Raw genomic sequence first — 16,345 nt, forward strand, 5'->3', positions numbered from 1 at the left:
CCGATCGTTTGCTCGGTCATGGTGAACTCGCAGGTCCAGTTGAACCAGGCGATCGCGGAGCTGGTGCACCGCTTCGGTGACCGGGTGGACGGTGACCTGATCGTCGATGCTGCCGTTGGGGCGTTTCACGACCTTCGGCGCACGGCCACGGTGGAGTCCTATCTGGCCGTGCTGACCGTGCGGCGCGCATCGCGTGAACTGGTGTTCGCCGCCGTTGGCATCACGATGCCCGTGCAGCAGAAGGTCGGCCTCACGCCGGCGAAGTGACCTCCAGGCACACGGTGTCCGCGCGGCTCACGGCCGTGCGGGCCAAAGCGGACAACTCCACGAGGTGTGCGAACGCCTCGTGGAAGCCCATGCCGACGAGGGGCGCCCACGAGAGCGCGACGTCGTGCATGCGGGCCGGATCGGCTTTGACGAGCTGCGCGACAAGAGCTCGAGGCAGCTCGACAACGTTGTCGTCGGGCAGAGGCGCCCAAACCTCGTTGAACACCTCATGCCACACGACGACGGCTTCGCGCGGGTCGTAGTCGCCGACCGCGACCGACTCCGTGCCGTTTCGAACGAAGAACGTGCTCAGGACGCCACCTTGGTCAGCAGGTCCTCGACGCACGGGTCGTCGAGGGACTCAACGATGCACTTCCACAACAGGAGGTTCGTCTCGGCCCACTTGGTGTAGGTCGCGGCGGCCTCCGCGTCGTAAAAGTAGTAGCCCTCGTCGGCTTTGCCCACCTGCTCGCCCACGATCTTGTGCGCGAGTTCGCGCAACGTGATGCCGTTCTCCTGGAGGTACTTGTGCGCCAGGACGACCGGAGTCACCGGCAACGCCTTGAACAGCGTGTCCGCGTCGGACAGCGCCTGCGCCTCCAGCGAGATGTCCCGGGACCGGGTGCGCATCTCGGCTTCCAGCACGATCCGTTCGATCCACTCGATGTCGCCGATGGACACCCCCGCGACGAACAACGTCCTGCGCCGCAACGCCTCGCCGTCCGTCGGCAGCGAGTTGCGCCGGACCATGTAGTTCAGGTCGTGCACCAGTGCCGCGACCTCGACGACGTCGCGTGCGGCGCCGTTGCGTTCGGCGAAGTGCACGGACTTGTCGCGGACGAAGCTCACGTGGTGCCACCCGTGGAACTGGAGCTTCGCGGCGAGGTCCTCGCACAGCCGCTTCACGCGCTGCTCCACGTCCCCTATGACAGACCTCGGAATCTCTGTGCGCGTACGCATCATCAGCCCTCCCTGCCAGGTGGGCTGATGGTATGCGCGTAGCGGTGGCCTCAGTGGCCGTTCACAGATGGTTCGTCAGATCCTCCAGCCGGTCCTCGACGGGCACGTGCCGGTGGCTGATGCCGGTGTCCGGGTCGTAGCTGAGGCTCCACGGGTTCACCGCACGCGACTTGACCAGGAACGTCATGGTGCCGTCGGCCGCGCGCGGGATGCGGTGGAACTCGTGCGCGTGCAACGTGCCGGTGGTTCCCTCGGTGCATTGGGTGCGGTTCGTGAGTTCGGTGCCGACGACCGTGCGGCCGCCGACGCCGAGCCGGGCGTCGAAACGTTCGTGCAGGTAGGCGCCGCTGAGGATGGTGGTGCAGAAGTGGTAGCGGTGGTTGTGCACGGAGTCCGCGTAACCCGTGCGCCAGTCGCGCAGCGGTTTGTACTCGTGCAGCCAGAACGTGAACGGCTCGTCCGCCACGTCGCGCAGGCACCAGGCGTAGTGCGTCGTCGTCTCGCGGGAGTGCGCGATCACCCAGGTCGCCTCCTGGGGTGTCAGCGCGTCGATGTGCGCGCGCAGCTCCTTGCGGAGCTCGGGACGGGTGGCCCAGTCGCGGAACCACGTGCCGACGTCGTCCCAGTGGTCGGCGACCGGGAATTCGGCGCGCTGCACCCTGGCGGCGAGCTCGTCGAGCGCGGACAACCCGGTGAACTCGGCTAGCAAGATCGATCAGCTCCTCAACTGAGCGGATGCGGAGAATTCGCGCCGGAAAGCGTGGAACTTGCGTTCCAGTTCCACGAATCCGTCCGCGGTGAGTGACTCGCCGGTCACCTTCTCGAACAGCGCCGCGAAGTCGTTGCGGGAAGTCGCTGGCGTGATGGCGAAGTGGTAGCCGGCCTTGGAATTGCTGATGCGCAGGAACTCCGCGCGTTCCATCGCGTAAAGGAACGAACTTTCGGTGAACCTGAGCGTGCGCGGATACGGCCTGAGCACTCCCGCGGTGTTGCTGTAGAGCGTGAGCCACGCCGAGTCGTCGAACAACTCGAGCCGGTCGAGCGGCGGATCCGAAACGATGGTGACGTCGATGCGGGAACACCGGCTGCGGGCCGCGAACAGCCCGACGAGGCCAATGCCGATCTGCTCCTTCAACCGTTCCTGGATCTCGTCGTAGTCGCCGTCCGCGCCTTCGTTGCGCAGCAGATAACGCGCCCGCCCGCTGATGGCGTTGTCGTCGCGCGGATCGGCCAGCACGGCCCTGAGCTCGCACTCGGTCTGGCTGAGCAGCACTCTTCCCGCCGCGTACCGGCCGGCGAACCCGCGGAAGCAGTACAGCCGGGTCCGTTCCAGGTCCTGCATCATCAGCTGGTTGAAGACCGGGTCGGGCTTGGCCGTCGGCTCGAACACGTGACTGGGGAAGAACTCGCGGTCGAGCGCGCGGTACTCCTCGGTCAGCTCTTTGAGCGCTTTGCGGCTCTCCTCGATGACCGGCGCGAGCAGTGCCTTCTGCGCCGCTTTCGACGTGATCAACGTTTGCGTGAAGCTCACGACCGCCGAAATGAGCGTGCCCGTACCCAGTGCTGTCAGCAGGTTTCTCGCTGTCCCGGAATCCATTTGACTGGAAATGGCCAGCGAGGCGCCGGACGTGACGACGAGTATGAGGAGGAGCAACCCGGTCCGAGTCCAGAACAACTCCTGGAGCAGGTTGCTGCGGATGCCTCCGGCCTCCGCGGACACGTGTCCCACCTCCTGGGTCACCAGATTGGTCGCTACCCGAACGGACGAATGCGGTCGGTGTCCGATCAAGTGCGCGGAGTTACTGTACGCGTCGGTCAAAAGATAAGGAAGCTGCTATTCGTGCGACATTCAGTCCCGGAATAAACGCCCGTGAGCGCTGTAGATGGCCCGCATCCGTGCGCTTCGGTGACACCGTGTCGCCGCCACCTCCGAACGTGGCGGATGAGGGTGACTCACCCACCCGAACGCACCCACGCCGTGTGTGTCTTAGCCCGCTCGGCGGAGGTGCTACGCGGCGCTCACATCGCTCCGAATACGCTCACCGACCATGCGCAACGTCCTGATCGCTTCCCTGGCCCTCGTGGCGGCAGCCGGCCTCGCGGGCTGCGCCGGTTCGGCCCAGCCCTCCGCGGGTGGCGGCACGACCGCCGAGGCCGCGCCCACGAACCCGTGCAAGGTCGACGACTTCAAGGTCAGCGGCGACTTCGGGAAGGCGCCCACGGTCGAGATCCCGTCCTGCAAGCCCACCGAGGAACTCCTCATCAAGGACCTGGTGCCCGGCACCGGCGCCGAGGTGAAGGCGGGCTCGACGGCCACGGTCAACTACCAGCTCACGACCTTCTCCGACAAGAAGGTGCTGGACAGCTCCTTCAAGCGCGGCGCCCCGTTCGACGTGGAGAACGTCGGCCAGGCGCAGGTCATCGACGGCTGGAACGAGGGCATCGTCGGCCTCAAGGAGAACGGCCGCCGCCTGCTCGTCGTGCCGCCGGCCAAGGGCTACGGCCCCGGTGGCCAGGGCATCAAGGCGAACGAGACGCTCGTCTTCGTCATCGACGGCGTGAAGGTCACCCCCGCCGCCTGACGGTTCTGACGCGAAAAGGCCCGGTTCGGAGCTTTCCGAACCGGGCCTTCGTCGTGAGTCTTACGGCAGCAGCAGCAACTTGCCGGTCGTCTTGCGCGACTGGAGGTCCGTGTGGGCCTGCCCGGCCTCTTCGAGCTTGTACCGACCGCCGATGCGGATGTTCAGCACACCCGTCCTGATGGCGTCGAACAGGTCGGCCGCCCGCCCCTCGAACTCCTCGCGGGTGAGCATGTACGCACCGGTCGAGGGCCTGGTGAGGTACACCGACCCGGCCGCGTTCAGCCGCTGCGGGTCCACCGGCGGCACCGGCCCGGACGACGCCCCGAACAACGCCAGCATGCCGCGCGGCTTGAGCGACGCGAGCGACTGGTCGAACGTGGACGCGCCCACGCCGTCGTACACGACGTCGACCTTCTCGATCTGCGCCGCGAAGTCGCCGTACCGCAGCACCTGGTCGGCCCCGGCCTCGCGGGCCAGCGCCTCCTTCTCGTCCGTCGACACGGTGGCCACGACGGTGGCGCCCTTAGACTTCGCCCACTGCGTCAGCAGCAACCCGACACCACCGGCCGCCGCGTGCACGAGCACCCGGTCGCCTTCCTTCACGGTGTACGTCGAGTGCACGAGGTAGTGCGCGGTGATGCCCTGCAGCAGGGAGGCGGCGGCCAGTTCGACGTCCAGGCCGTCCGGCACCTTCACCGCCGCGGTCGCCGGCACGACGACCTCCGCCGCGTAGCTGCCCAGCACGGACATCCACGCGACCTTGTCGCCGACGGCGAAGTCGGGGGAGTTGCTGACGACGACCTCGCCCGCGCCCTCCAGGCCGAGCGTGGTGGGCAGTGGCACCGGGTACTGGCCGCTGCGCTGGTAGGTGTCGATGTAGTTGACGCCCGCGGCGCCCACCTTCACCAGCAGCTCGCCGTCACCGGGCACGGGCGACGGCACGTCCGCGTGTTCCAGCACCTCCGGACCACCGGCCGAACGCACCACCACTGCCTTGGGCATCTGTCCTCCTAGATCGACTCACCCGGCACAACCCAGGCCGTCACCGCGATGTTCCCGGTCCCGCGTGCTGGGAACCACCACGCTGGGTGTTCTCCCCATGACAGACAGCTCGCGGCCCTGGTAAGACCATCCCATGCGAAAGACAACCCTGCTGTTGATCGCCTGTCTGCTTCTCATGGGAGCGCTTCCATCGCACGCCGCCTCCGCCAAGAAGGGCGTGAACGCGGCCGACGACCCCGGACCCGCCGGCGCGGCCATGACCGCGCTGGACGCCCGCTGGTACTACACCTGGGCGTCGGACAAGCGCGGAATCCAGAGCAACGCCGAGTTCGTCCCGATGATCTGGGGCGCGGCCAGCGTGACCGACGCCGAGCTGAACAAGGCCAAGGCCAACGGCCGCCAGCTCCTCGGCTTCAACGAACCCGACATGCCGGGCCAGGCCAACATGACCGTCGAACGGGCGCTGGACCTGTGGCCACGCCTGCAAAGCACCGGCCTGCGACTCGGCGCGCCGGGCGTCGCGTTCGGCGGTGACGTCGCGGGCGGCTGGCTCGACCGGTTCATGGCGGGCGCGAAGGCGCGCAACCTGCGCGTCGACTTCATCCCGATCCACTGGTACGGCCAGGACTTCTCGGCCGCGGCCACCGGGCACCTGGAGTCGTACCTGCGCAACGTCTACAACCGTTACAAGAAGCCGATCTGGCTCACCGAGTACGCGTTGATCGACTGGCGTTCCGGTCGTGCGGTCTACCCGAGCCAGGCGCAGCAGACGGCGTTCATCACGGCGTCCACGAAGATGCTCAATGGACTGTCCTTTGTGGAACGATACGCGTGGTTCACGTTGTCCTCGAAGACTAGTCCGACGGGTCTGTCCACCGGGACGGCGCTCACGGCGGCCGGGCAGGCCTACAAACCCGCCTAACGGATCCCGTGGTCGGCGAGCACCGCCAGCACCGCGTCGACGTCGTCGGGCGTGATCACCGGCTGCATCCGCCCGCCGAGGTCGAGCACCAGGCCCTCGCGCTTGCGGTGCCGCTTCGGGTCCAGGTTGAACCACTGCCTCAGGTTCCCGCTGCCCCAGTAGCGGTACCGGCCGGTCAGCGAGGTGAGCTCGAACCGCCTCGCCGACCGGATCCGGTGGTACCGCACGCGTTTGGGTCGCGCGAAGGGGAAGTAGTACCGGCGGATCACCAGTTCCTCGTCCCCGCAGACGATCAGGCCGTCGTCGTAGGTCGTGTGCACGACTCCACTGTCGTCCTACTCCTCGCCGAGGGCCACCCGGCGCGCGAGGCCGAGCGGCAACGCACCCGATCCGGCGATCCGGTCGTGGAACTCGCGCAACGACCCCAGGTTCGCGTTCAGGTACTCGTCGCGGATCAGGTCGATCTCCAACGCCCCGGTCAGGTACGACGGCGCCTGCGTCGGCCACGCGCAGTACCGCTTGACCTCGCTCGTCGCGGTCGCGGGCGTGAGGCCCGTCCGCGCCACCATGAACGCCTCCGCCTCCTCGGGCGTCATGTCGCCGCAGTGCAACGCCGTGTCGACGATCATCCGCGCCGCCCGGAAGAGCCGCGCTTGGACGTGCCCCATGACCGCTTCTTTGGACGTGTAGAAACCGACCTCGCGCAGCAGCTTCTCCGAGTAGAGCGCCCAGCCCTCGGAGAAGTACGACGTCCGGAACACCTTGCGCAGCGGGTGCGCCGAGCCCTGCGCCGCGACCCACGCGCTGTGCCAGTGGTGGCCGGGGTACGCCTCGTGCACCGAGACCGTCGGCAGCTGCGACCGCGAGTTGGCGCGCAGCCGTTGCGACACCTGCTCGCCGGACGCGCCCTCGGGCGTGAACGGCACGAAGAAGTAGCCGGTGCGCCGAGGCGTCAGCGGCGGCGGCCCGAGGTAACTCGCCACAGCCGTGACCGCGCGGTGGAACGCCGGCGCCGGCACGACGTAGCACTCCTCTTCTTCGGGCAACGTCACGAGGTCGTGGTCGACCAACGCTTGGCGTGCCCGCGCCGTCTCGGCCTGGTACTCGGCGAGCAGCGCCTCCATCGTGGGCGGGTGGTCGTCCTGCAACGCCGTGATCGCCGTCCGCCAGTCGGACGACCCGGCGAGTTCGATCAGCTCGGCCTCCAGCGCCGCGTACGCGTCCTGCCCGCGCTGGTGCAGCTCGGGCGACCCGTAGCCGAGCATCTCCTTGTCCTGCAACAACGTCGAGTAGAGCTTCTCGCCCAGCCGCCAGTCCCCGGTGGCCCGGACAGCGAGGTCCTCCAGGAAGAGCGCGTGCCGGTCGAACGCGTCCGCGGCAGGCCCTGCGGCCTCCGCGAGCTCGGCGCTGAACCCCGGCGCCTCCCGCGGCAACGCCTCCAGCAGGAACCCCCGCGCCGTCCGCACCTGGTCCAACGCCCGCCGCACGACCAACGGCGACGCCAACGCCGGATCGAGGTTCGCCTCGGCCGCGGCGAGGATCGACGGCACCTCCCGCAACTTGGCGACCGTGACCGCCACCAGTTCCGCCTCGGGCAACAACCGGTGCAGGAACGGCGCCAGCAACCCGAAGAACACGATCCCGGAGTACTCGCTCGGATCCCGCCGCCAGCCGGGCGACGCCTCCATGGCCGCCGACCCGCGCAACACCGACAGCGCGAGATCCCGGTCCACGGACCGCGGCAACGGCTCCAGCCGGGCGATCCACTCCCCGTTCTCCCTCGCCTGCTGCTCGAACGCTTGGGAGGAGAAGTCCCCGAAGGTGGAGTAGTGCTCCAACGAACCGGCATGAGCGGCGCGAAGAGGGTTCCGATCGAAGTACCAGGCGAGGAACGACGTGAGCGTGTCGGTGGTCACCCGGACGAAGCTACCCGGTGGTTTTACAGTGTGGGGGTGTCTGATCAAACCGCGCAGAAGCGCATCGCCGAGTTCGTGAAGGCCCACGGCAAGCCGGACACGGCGGTCAGGGCCGTGATCGCACCGATCGGCCGCGCCGGCGCGCGCATCGTGCTGGTCGGCGCGGACGGCGCGATGGGTGACGTGATGACGAAGGACGTCGAGACGGCCACCGCGGTCGTTGAGGCCGCCGCCGGCGTCGAGGCCGCCGAGTGGGACCGCGAGACCACGGCCGCCACCAACATCGGCCCGGCGCACCGCCGCAAGATGGCCAAGATGCAGTCATGAGAGTCGTGCTCGCCTCCTGCGCGGGCCTGCCCGGGGGAGACGGCGACGAGGCCTCGCTGGTGGCCGCGTTGCAACGGGACGGCGTCGACGTCGCCTGGCAGCCGTGGAACGACGGTGCTGCCGACGCCGACCTGGTCGTCCTGCGCGCGACCTGGGACTACCCCGACCACCTCGACGCCTTCCTGGCGTGGTGCGACAGCGTCCCCGCCCTCGCGAACCCGGCCACCGTGGTCCGCTGGAACATCGACAAGGCCTACCTCGTCGAACTCTCCGCGCGCGGCGTCCCGGTGGTGCCCACGGCCGTCGTCGCGCCGGGGGAGGAGCCGACCTTCCCGGACGGCGAGTTCGTCGTGAAGCCCTCGGTCGGCGCCGGCTCCAAGGGCGCGGCGAGGTTCACCGACCACACCGCCGCCCGCGCGCACTTCGAAGCGCTGGGCGTCAAGGCGCTGATCCAGCCCTACCAGTCCAGTGTGGACGCCCACGGCGAGACCGCGCTGGTGTTCTGCGCGGGCGAGTACTCCCACTCGTTCCACAAAGGACCGATGCTGGCCCAGGGCCTGGCCGAGGCGGAGTCCGGCCTGTACGTGGAGGAGAAGCTCCGCGCGATCGAGCCGACCGCCACCCAGATCGCCCTCGGCGAGCAGGTGCTCGACACGGCGGCCGAGCTCCTCTCGTTGCAGCGCAAGGACTTCCTCTACGCCCGCGTGGACGTGGTGGAGGGCCCCGACGGCACCCCGCTGCTGCTCGAACTCGAACTCGTGGAGCCGACGCTCGGCTTCAAGTTCACCGACGACGCGGCGGCGTCCCGCTTCAGCAAGGCGATCCAGGAAGCCGCCGCCAGGCACTAGTGGTGCTTCTCGGAACGTTGGCGAGGTAATCCACCCTCAGCAGGGCACCTCGCGGCGCCACGACGCACCCGTCTGACCGCCCGCGCTACGGTCGGATCATGACCACGGCGAACGTCAACGGCATCACCATCGGCTACGACGACACGGGCACCGGCGAAGACGTGCTGGTGCTCGTGCACGGCCACCCCTTCGACCGCACGATGTGGCACCCGCAGGTCGAGCACTTCAGCGCGCGTGGCTGGAGGGTGATCGCCGCCGACCTCCGCGGCTACGGCGCGTCCACCGTCGTCCCCGGCATCACCACCCTCGACGTCTTCGCTCAAGACATCAAAGGCCTGCTCGACCACCTCAACGTCGACAAGTTCGTGCTCGGCGGCCTCTCCATGGGCGGCCAGATCGTCATGCAGTGCGCCCAAGACTTCCCCGAACGCATCAAAGCACTGATCCTCGCCGACACCTTCGCCCAGTCCGAGACCGAAGAGGGCCGGAGAAACCGCAACGCCATGGCCGACCGCCTGCTCGCCGAAGGCATGTCCGGGTACGCCACCGAGGTCAAGTGGAAGATGGTGGCGCGCCACAACCCCGAAGCAGCCGAGTTCGTCGCAGGACTCATGCACAACGCACCACCACAAGGTGCCGCCGCCGCGCTGAGAGGAAGGGCCGAACGCCCCGACTACACCGCCACCCTCGCCAAAATCACCGTGCCCACGCTGGTGATCGTGGGCAGCGACGACGAGTACACCCCGGTGAAAGACGCCGAGTACATGCACGAGCGCATTCAGGCCCCGAAAACCCTCGAGATCGTCGAAGGCGCCGCCCACATGCCGAACCTGGAACGCCCAGACACCTTCAACAAGGCCGTGGACCAACTGCTAGCGCAGGCCTGACCCGAGCCCGGTCAGCCCGCGGACTTCCATCTCCGCCTGCTTGGCCGGGTCCGCCTTCTCCCCGCCCAGCACCGTCCCGAGGAACCCGGCCAGGAACGACAGCGGGATCGATACGATGCCGGGGTTCGACAGCGGGAAGAACGCGAAGTCGGCGTCCGGGAACACCGACGACTTCGAGCCCGAGATCGCGGGGGAGAAGACGATCAGCAGCACACACGACGTCAACCCGCCGTAGATGCTCCACAACGTGCCACGGGTGTTGAACCGCTTCCAGAACAGCGAGTACAGCAACGTGGGCAGGTTGGCCGAAGCAGCCAGGGCGAACGCCAGTGCGACCAAGAAGGCAACGTTCTGACCGTTGGCCGCGATGCCACCGACGATCGCCAAAACCCCGACACACACGGCCGTCACACGAGCGACACGTACCTCGTCGCGCGGATCGGCCTCACCGTGCTTGATCACGTTGGCGTAGACGTCGTGCGCAAAGGAAGCAGAGGCTGTCAGAGTCAGACCGGCGACCACGGCCAGGATCGTCGCGAACGCCACCGCGCACACGATGCCCAGCAACACAGTGCCGCCCACCTGGAACGCCAGCAACGGCGCGGCGGAGTTCTCGCCGCCGGGAGCGCTGGTGATCTTGTCGGTACCGACGAGGGCCATCGCGCCGAAGCCGATGACGAGCACGCACGAGTAGAAGATCGCCATCATCCAGGTGGCCCACACGACCGACTTACGCGCCTCGCGCGCGTTGGGCACGGTGTAGAAGCGCATCAGCACGTGCGGCAGTGAAGCGGTACCGAGCACCAGGGCCAGCGCCAGCGAGATGAAGTCGATCTTCGACAGGTCCGAGGCGCCGTACTTCACGCCCGGCGCCAGCACCGCCTCGCCCAACGGCGACTGCTGCGACGCGCGGTCGAGCATCGACGAGAAGTCGAAGCCGAACTTGCCGATCAGGAAGATCGTCAAAAGAGACACCGACAGGATCAGCAGCACGGCCTTGATGATCTGCACCCAGGTGGTGCCCTTCATGCCGCCCACCAGCACGTACAGCACCATGACGATGCCCACGACCGCGATGATGATCGACTGGCCGATCTTGCTGTGCACGTCCAGCAGCAACGCCATCAGGCCGCCGGCGCCCGCCATCTGCGCGATCATGTAGAACAGCGAGATCACCAGGGTCGCGTTCGCCGCGGCCGCGCGCACGGGGCGCTGGCGCATGCGGAACGCCATCACGTCGCCCATGGTGAAGCGGCCGGTGTTGCGCAGTCGTTCGGAGATCAGCATCAGGCCGATCAGCCAGGCCACGACCCAGCCGATCGAGTACATGAAGCCGTCGTAGCCGTTCACGGCGATGGCGCCGGAGATGCCCAGGAACGACGCCGCGGACAGGAAGTCACCCGAGAGTGCAATGCCGTTCTGCGTGCCCGTGAAGCTGCTGCCTGCGGCGTAGTAGTCCGACGCGCTGACGTTGCGAGTCGACGCCCGGTAGACGATGTAGAGCGTCAGCAGGACGAATACGCCGAACACGGACAGGTTGATCGCGGTGTTCGCCCCGGTCACGCGAGCTCCTCGTCGGTTTCCGCGAGTGCGCGCACCTTGTCGACCTGCGGGTCGAGCTTCCTTTTGGAGTAACGCGCGTACGCCATGGTGATGATGATGGTGGTGACGATCTGGAGGAATCCCATCGTCAAGCCGACGTTCACCGTTCCGAACAGCGGAGTGCTCATGAAGTCGGCGGCGTAAGCGGAAAGCAATACGAACGTGACGTACCAAGCGAGGAACAGCAACGTGGCCGGGAGAATGAAACGCTTCACCCGTCGCTTGAGGTCGAGGAAATCCTCACTCGTTTGGATGGCACCGTAATCCGGCTCTCCGTCACCATCGATCAGCAATGAGTGAACGGGCTCGTCAAAGGTCGCGAAACCGGGCGTCGCCGGGCGTGACACGGAGGGCAGCGCCTTCGTCATCAACCGCTCGCATTCGTTACGGGGAGTGCCCGGCGAGGCTCCGCGCACACAGCGCGTCCGATCCGGGGGTGGAGGGCGCAAGCGTAACCACGCGTGGCGGCGAGTCAATCCCCTGAACCCGCAGGACCACCCCAAAAGGTCGGGTGTGACGCAGGGTGATCGATCGTGCACGCCCCAGGTCGTTGTCGCGTCACGCTCTCTGGCCTACTATCCGCTCACACCCGATACGGCTGATGGAGATATCGAGCTGCGGGGACATCGACTCGCGGGGATTCGCCAGGCCAGGAGGTAGCCGATAGTGGGGCACTTCGAGCGCGCCTTGGGGATCATTTCGTGAATGTCGAGTGGAGAAAGATCAGCGACTGGCGCAACTGGCGCCTGCCGGTCAAGCTCGGCGTCGTGCTGCTGGTGCCGGTCGCCGTGGCGGTCGGCGCGGGCGCGTTGCAGATCTCCGGTTACGTCGACCGGTCGAACAACTACGTGCAGATGCAGGGCCTGGTTCGGCTGCGGGCGGATCTCGCGCCGCTGATCTCCAGCGTCCAGCAGGAACGCACGCTCGCCGCGCAGAGCGCCACCAGCGGTTCCGGCGTGGGCGCCTACCAGAACCAGATCAGCGCCACCGACAACGCCGCCGCGACCGTGCGCCGCCGCGTCGACCGCACCGACGGCGTCAGCGACGTCGCGAAGCAGCGGTTCCTCGAACTCGGCGGCCAGCTGGAGACGCTCAAGAACCTGCGGGAGAAGGTCGCGCAGGGCGGCGACGGCGGTGACCCGTCCGGCGGCACCTCCGGCTACTCCGCCGTCGTGAAGTCGTTGCTGGACTTCGAACAGGCGCTCGTCGGCCAGTTCAACGACGACGCCATCTCCGGCACCGCGCAGGCCCTGCACAACATGGTCATCGCGCAGGAACAGGTCTCGCTGCAGCACGCCCTCGTCTTAGCGGGCATCGGCCGCGGCAAGCTCCTCGGCCCCGAGATCCGCGCCCTGGAGCAGTCCGACATCCGGCTCCAGGACCGCCTCAACGACTTCCAGGCCATCGGCACCACCGAGCAGCGCCGCACCTACGACCAGACCGTCACCGGCGCCTCCGTGGCGCTGCGCACGGCGTTCGTTGAGCGCGCTCTCACACAGCCAGAAGGCACCCCGCCGCCCGCCACCCGGAACGGCCAGCCCAAGCCGCCGCCCGAGTTCGGCATCGCCGTCGACGACTGGAACAAGGCGTCCGGCGCCACGGCAAGGCTCATGGAACAGGTCAGCCGCGCACTGCAGGACGAACTCGCCGGCACCGCGGGCAGGCTCCAGGACGACACGTCCAACAAGGCCGGTGCCGCCGCCGTCATCCTGCTGGCCATGCTGCTGATCGCCGGCACGCTCGGCTTCGTCATCGGCCGCTACCTGCTGCGCTCGCTGTCCGAACTGCGCCGCTCCGCGCTCGACGTGGCGCACCACCACCTGCCCGAGGTCGTCGCCGCGATCCGCGCCGACCGCCAGCCCGACCTCGAGATCGAACCCGTGCCCGTGCACTCGGTCGAGGAGTTCGGCCAGCTGGCCCGCGCGTTCGACGCCGTGCACGAGCAGGCCATCCGGTCCGCCGTCGAGCAGTCGTCGCTGCGGTCCGGCATGAAGAACATCTTCGTTAACCTGTCGCGCCGCTCGCAGGGCCTCGTCGAGCGCCAGCTCAAGCTCATGGAGGAGCTGGAGCGCCACGAGGAGAACCCCGAGCAGCTCGCGAACCTCTTCAAGCTCGACCACCTCGCGACGCGCATGCGCCGCAACAACGAGAACCTGATGGTGCTGTCCGGCACCGACGTCGCCCGCCGGTTCCACCAGCCCGTGCCGCTCGCGGACGTGCTGCGCGCCGCCGCGTCGGAGATCGAGCACTACCAGCGGGTCGTCGTGAAGTCGACGCCGTCGGTCGAGATCGTCGGCTACGCCGCGAGCGACCTCGTCCGCCTCGTCGCGGAGCTGCTGGACAACGCCACCGCGTTCTCCGCGCCCTCCACCCAGGTCATGATCGGCTCGCGACTCGACCAGCAGGGATCCGTGCTGGTCGAGGTGGCCGACCAGGGCATCGGCATGGGACCTGCCGAGCTCACCGAAGCCAACGAGCGCCTCTCGTCCGGTACCGAGGACGACGTGCCCGTCTCCCGTCAGATGGGCCTGTTCGTCGTCGGCAGGCTCGCCGGGCGCCACGGCATCACCGTCCGGCTGCGGTCGGCCGGAGACGGCCGTGAGGGCCTGCGCGCGTTCGTGCTCGTGCCTTCCGAGCTCGTCCGCTCGCACGAACCCGCTCCCGCCCCGGCCGGACCCCGGCACGCCGCGCTGCCCCAGCCGAAGCCCGCGCTCACCAAGGCGCCCCACGTCGTCGTGAAGACGCCGAACCTGGCACCGCCGCCGGAACCGGCGCCCTCGATCGACCAGCCCCGCGAGTCGGCCGAGTGGACGTCGTTCCGCGGCGCCGCGATCGACGAGTCACTGCCTCAACGCCCCGCCCGCAACGGCAACCACAACGGCGCCACCAACGGCATCGCCAACGGCACCGCGAACGGCAACGGCTCCCGCCCGGTGCCCGAGCCGTCGCCAAATGAGATGACGTCGTCGTGGTTCGCGGGCAGCGGCGCTTCGGGCGAACCGGTCAACGGTGACCGGCAGTCGGCCGAGCCCGCTCAGGGCCCCTCACCCGCGCCGTCACCGTCCGTAGTGGCATCCTGGTTCGGCAAGAAGCCCGGCGGGACCGTCTGGGAACAGGCGGGCGACCCGGCGACGGACGCCGGCGAGACCGATGCCGGGTTGCCGAAACGGGCACCGCGTAAGAACCTGCTCCCCGATCTCGCCGAACGTCCCGAGACCGGGACACGTCCCGCCGCGGGTCCGAAGCGCGATCCGGAGCGGGCACGGGGCTTTCTCGCGAGCTACCAGACGGGCCTGCGCCAGGCGCCGCTCGGTGGCGGCGGGAACGGCAACGGCCAGGGGAACGGCCAGTACAACGGGGAGAAGGCATGAGCACGCCGCAGTCGCGACAGATCGACCAGTTCGGCTGGTTGATCACGAACTTCGCCGATCGCGTGGCCGGTGTCGCCCACGCCATCGTGATCTCGGTGGACGGCCTGCTGCTCACCAAGTCGACAGCTCTGCCGCCGGAGCGAGCTGACCAGTTGTCCGCCATCGCCTCAGGCGTCGTGGCGCTCACGCTGAGCGCTTCACGTTGCTTCGAAGGTGGCGGAGTGTTGCGCACCGTGGTCGAGATGGACTACGGGATCATGCTCCTCATGTCCATTCGAGACGGGTCTTGTTTGGCGGTACTCGCCGCCCCCGACAGCGATGTCGGTCAAGTGGCCTACGAGATGACCGTGGTCGTCGACCAGGTGGGCCAGATCCTCACCCCCGAACTGCGAGCGCAGCTGCACAGCGTGAGGTGATCCATGAGTTCGTCCGCTGACGCGCACCGACGACGAAGGCGGGCCGAGACGCCCGCCGAGCAGACGTTCGCCGACCTGATGAACGGGTTTTCCCTGGACTCGGGCCGAAAGCGACCGCGCTCGTCCGATGACGTGCCCGCGCGGGATGCCACACCCGTTGCACCGCAGCAAGAAGTCGTTCCGGCGTTCGACTCCGTCCTTTCGGACGCGGCCGACGCCTCGATCGTTCGTGCATATGCCTGGACGGGTGGGCGCACTCGGTCGAACATTCACCTCGAGATCGAGACACTTGTCTCCGCCAATGATCAGAGTCGGCAGTCTGCGGGTATCTTGCAGGCTGAGCACCAACGCGTTGTCGAGTTGTGTCACTCACCGCGATCCGTCGCGGAAGTGGCCGCACTGATGCGCCTCCCGCTGGGGGTCGTGAAAGTGCTGCTCGGCGACATGGCGGAACGAGGTCTGGTGGACGTGCACCAGACCGCTTCCGCAGGCGGTGACACGCCGGACCTCGGGTTGATGGAGAGAGTGCTGAGTGGACTACGTCGGCTCTAGATTTCCCGAATTCGGGCCCCCAGGGCCGCCCGGTCGGGAGCTGACCTCGGCCAAGATTGTCGTCGCCGGTGGCTTCGGCGTGGGCAAGAGCACTTTCATCAGGTCCATCGTGGAGAACGATCTCCTGACGATGAGTTCACTCGCGCCGGAACGTGCCGGCGGCGTGACGGAACTGGTGCGCATCCAGTTCGGCCGCGTGTGGCTGGAGCCCGGACTCGCGCTGCACCTCTTCGTGGCCCCGCAGTGGCAGGACCCCCGCGCGGGCTGGATCGACGTGGTGCGCGGCGCCGTGGGTGCCGTGGTGCTCTTCGACGTGATGCGCCCGGCCGACTCGGTCGACGCGATGCGGTACTTCGAGGACCACAACATTCCGTACGTGCTGGCGCTGAACAACGTGCACGCGTCTGTCCGCTCGGACGTCTCGGCCATCATCCGGGGAATGGGCATCTCGCCCGAAGTTCCGGTGCTGACCTGCGATCCGCGCGTGCGGCTCTCGGTGCGCGAAACGCTGATCTCGCTCACGGAACACGCCAAACTGGACCGCTGGCGCCGCCGCCCCGGCCCGGACGAGACCACCCCGCTCGCCCCGGTCTGCTGACTTTCGCGGCCGGGTTCGCGCAAACGAACTCGTTGTGCCGCTTGGAGATTCTCCAAGCGGCCCTCTTTCAGGGCTATTTGAGCTGGAACGATGGA

Annotated in this window: 19 protein-coding genes; 10 read left to right on the plus strand and 9 right to left on the minus strand. The window is 67.9% G+C overall.

Features of this window, described 5'->3' with window-relative positions; translation table 11 throughout:
* The first annotated feature begins 18 nt into the window (after positions 1-18).
* Positions 19-267, plus strand: coding sequence for a three-helix bundle dimerization domain-containing protein (locus tag JNUCC0626_RS00165; protein ID WP_394617562.1), 249 nt, complete (start codon positions 19-21; stop codon positions 265-267).
* On the opposite strand, the gene JNUCC0626_RS00170 is transcribed toward JNUCC0626_RS00165, so the two are convergent.
* The 4 genes from JNUCC0626_RS00170 to JNUCC0626_RS00185 all read right to left on the minus strand — a co-directional run bounded on the left by JNUCC0626_RS00170 (position 251) and on the right by JNUCC0626_RS00185 (position 2,956).
* Positions 251-613 carry a hypothetical protein gene (locus tag JNUCC0626_RS00170; RefSeq protein ID WP_394617563.1) on the minus strand — a complete coding sequence of 121 codons (363 nt, stop codon included), beginning with the start codon at positions 611-613 and terminating at the stop codon, positions 251-253. The two genes, JNUCC0626_RS00165 and JNUCC0626_RS00170, sit on opposite strands and share 17 nt — an antisense overlap.
* Positions 577-1,227, minus strand: coding sequence for an HD family phosphohydrolase (locus JNUCC0626_RS00175; RefSeq protein WP_394622273.1), 651 nt, complete (start codon positions 1,225-1,227; stop codon positions 577-579). Before JNUCC0626_RS00175 ends, JNUCC0626_RS00170 begins: the two co-directional genes overlap by 37 nt.
* 61 nt (positions 1,228-1,288) lie before the next feature.
* Entirely contained in the window at positions 1,289-1,936 is a 648-nt protein-coding gene (locus JNUCC0626_RS00180) for a hypothetical protein (RefSeq protein ID WP_394617564.1), read from the minus strand.
* Between the two features lie 6 nt (positions 1,937-1,942).
* Complete coding sequence (locus JNUCC0626_RS00185) at positions 1,943-2,956, minus strand: hypothetical protein (RefSeq protein ID WP_394622274.1); 1,014 nt, start codon at positions 2,954-2,956, stop codon at positions 1,943-1,945.
* A gap of 319 nt (positions 2,957-3,275) precedes the next feature.
* Here JNUCC0626_RS00185 and JNUCC0626_RS00190 point away from each other — a divergent pair, with 319 nt between their 5' ends.
* Positions 3,276-3,809, plus strand: a complete 534-nt coding sequence (locus tag JNUCC0626_RS00190; protein ID WP_394617565.1) for an FKBP-type peptidyl-prolyl cis-trans isomerase — start codon at positions 3,276-3,278, stop codon at positions 3,807-3,809.
* Positions 3,810-3,869: 60 nt separating this feature from the next.
* Here JNUCC0626_RS00190 and JNUCC0626_RS00195 read toward each other — a convergent pair whose 3' ends face one another.
* Positions 3,870-4,811, minus strand: coding sequence for a quinone oxidoreductase family protein (locus tag JNUCC0626_RS00195; RefSeq protein ID WP_394617566.1), 942 nt, complete (start codon positions 4,809-4,811; stop codon positions 3,870-3,872).
* A 133-nt stretch (positions 4,812-4,944) separates the two neighbouring features.
* Between JNUCC0626_RS00195 and JNUCC0626_RS00200 the strand changes: the two genes are divergently transcribed.
* Positions 4,945-5,733 (plus strand): glycoside hydrolase family protein, encoded by a 789-nt coding sequence (locus JNUCC0626_RS00200; RefSeq protein ID WP_394617567.1) that lies wholly within the window; start codon positions 4,945-4,947, stop codon positions 5,731-5,733.
* Here JNUCC0626_RS00200 and JNUCC0626_RS00205 read toward each other — a convergent pair.
* Positions 5,730-6,053: a hypothetical protein gene (locus tag JNUCC0626_RS00205; RefSeq protein WP_394617568.1), complete on the minus strand. Its 324-nt coding sequence runs from the start codon at positions 6,051-6,053 to the stop codon at positions 5,730-5,732. The genes JNUCC0626_RS00200 and JNUCC0626_RS00205 overlap by 4 nt on opposite strands.
* 15 nt (positions 6,054-6,068) lie before the next feature.
* A complete protein-coding gene (locus JNUCC0626_RS00210; RefSeq protein WP_394617569.1) occupies positions 6,069-7,649 on the minus strand; it encodes a DUF885 domain-containing protein in 1,581 nt (526 codons plus the stop codon).
* A gap of 36 nt (positions 7,650-7,685) precedes the next feature.
* On the opposite strand from JNUCC0626_RS00210, the gene JNUCC0626_RS00215 reads away from it, so the two are divergent.
* The 3 genes from JNUCC0626_RS00215 (at position 7,686) to JNUCC0626_RS00225 (ending at position 9,711) form a co-directional block, all read left to right on the plus strand.
* Entirely contained in the window at positions 7,686-7,976 is a 291-nt protein-coding gene (locus JNUCC0626_RS00215) for a hypothetical protein (protein ID WP_394617570.1), read from the plus strand.
* Entirely contained in the window at positions 7,973-8,824 is an 852-nt protein-coding gene (locus JNUCC0626_RS00220; protein WP_394617571.1) for a hypothetical protein, read from the plus strand. The genes JNUCC0626_RS00215 and JNUCC0626_RS00220 overlap by 4 nt, the downstream gene beginning before the upstream one ends.
* A gap of 98 nt (positions 8,825-8,922) precedes the next feature.
* Positions 8,923-9,711 (plus strand): alpha/beta fold hydrolase, encoded by a 789-nt coding sequence (locus tag JNUCC0626_RS00225; protein WP_394617572.1) that lies wholly within the window; start codon positions 8,923-8,925, stop codon positions 9,709-9,711.
* Here JNUCC0626_RS00225 and JNUCC0626_RS00230 read toward each other — a convergent pair.
* Both JNUCC0626_RS00230 and JNUCC0626_RS00235 read right to left on the minus strand, forming a co-directional pair.
* Positions 9,697-11,274 (minus strand): solute symporter family protein, encoded by a 1,578-nt coding sequence (locus tag JNUCC0626_RS00230; protein WP_394617573.1) that lies wholly within the window; start codon positions 11,272-11,274, stop codon positions 9,697-9,699. The two genes, JNUCC0626_RS00225 and JNUCC0626_RS00230, sit on opposite strands and share 15 nt — an antisense overlap.
* Entirely contained in the window at positions 11,271-11,681 is a 411-nt protein-coding gene (locus tag JNUCC0626_RS00235) for a DUF485 domain-containing protein (protein WP_285641298.1), read from the minus strand. Before JNUCC0626_RS00235 ends, JNUCC0626_RS00230 begins: the two co-directional genes overlap by 4 nt.
* A gap of 333 nt (positions 11,682-12,014) precedes the next feature.
* Here JNUCC0626_RS00235 and JNUCC0626_RS00240 point away from each other — a divergent pair, with 333 nt between their 5' ends.
* The 4 genes from JNUCC0626_RS00240 to JNUCC0626_RS00255 all read left to right on the plus strand — a co-directional run bounded on the left by JNUCC0626_RS00240 (position 12,015) and on the right by JNUCC0626_RS00255 (position 16,250).
* Entirely contained in the window at positions 12,015-14,684 is a 2,670-nt protein-coding gene (locus tag JNUCC0626_RS00240) for a sensor histidine kinase (RefSeq protein ID WP_394617574.1), read from the plus strand.
* Entirely contained in the window at positions 14,681-15,100 is a 420-nt protein-coding gene (locus tag JNUCC0626_RS00245) for a roadblock/LC7 domain-containing protein (RefSeq protein ID WP_394617575.1), read from the plus strand. Before JNUCC0626_RS00240 ends, JNUCC0626_RS00245 begins: the two co-directional genes overlap by 4 nt.
* A 78-nt stretch (positions 15,101-15,178) precedes the next feature.
* On the plus strand, positions 15,179-15,652 hold the full coding sequence (locus JNUCC0626_RS00250) for a DUF742 domain-containing protein (RefSeq protein WP_394617576.1): 474 nt from the start codon (positions 15,179-15,181) through the stop codon (positions 15,650-15,652).
* Positions 15,633-16,250, plus strand: coding sequence for a GTP-binding protein (locus JNUCC0626_RS00255; protein ID WP_394617577.1), 618 nt, complete (start codon positions 15,633-15,635; stop codon positions 16,248-16,250). Before JNUCC0626_RS00250 ends, JNUCC0626_RS00255 begins: the two co-directional genes overlap by 20 nt.
* Positions 16,251-16,345: the final 95 nt, after the last annotated feature.

This window comes from Lentzea sp. JNUCC 0626 (assembly GCF_043632865.1).
In the GTDB taxonomy this organism is placed as follows: domain Bacteria; phylum Actinomycetota; class Actinomycetes; order Mycobacteriales; family Pseudonocardiaceae; genus Lentzea.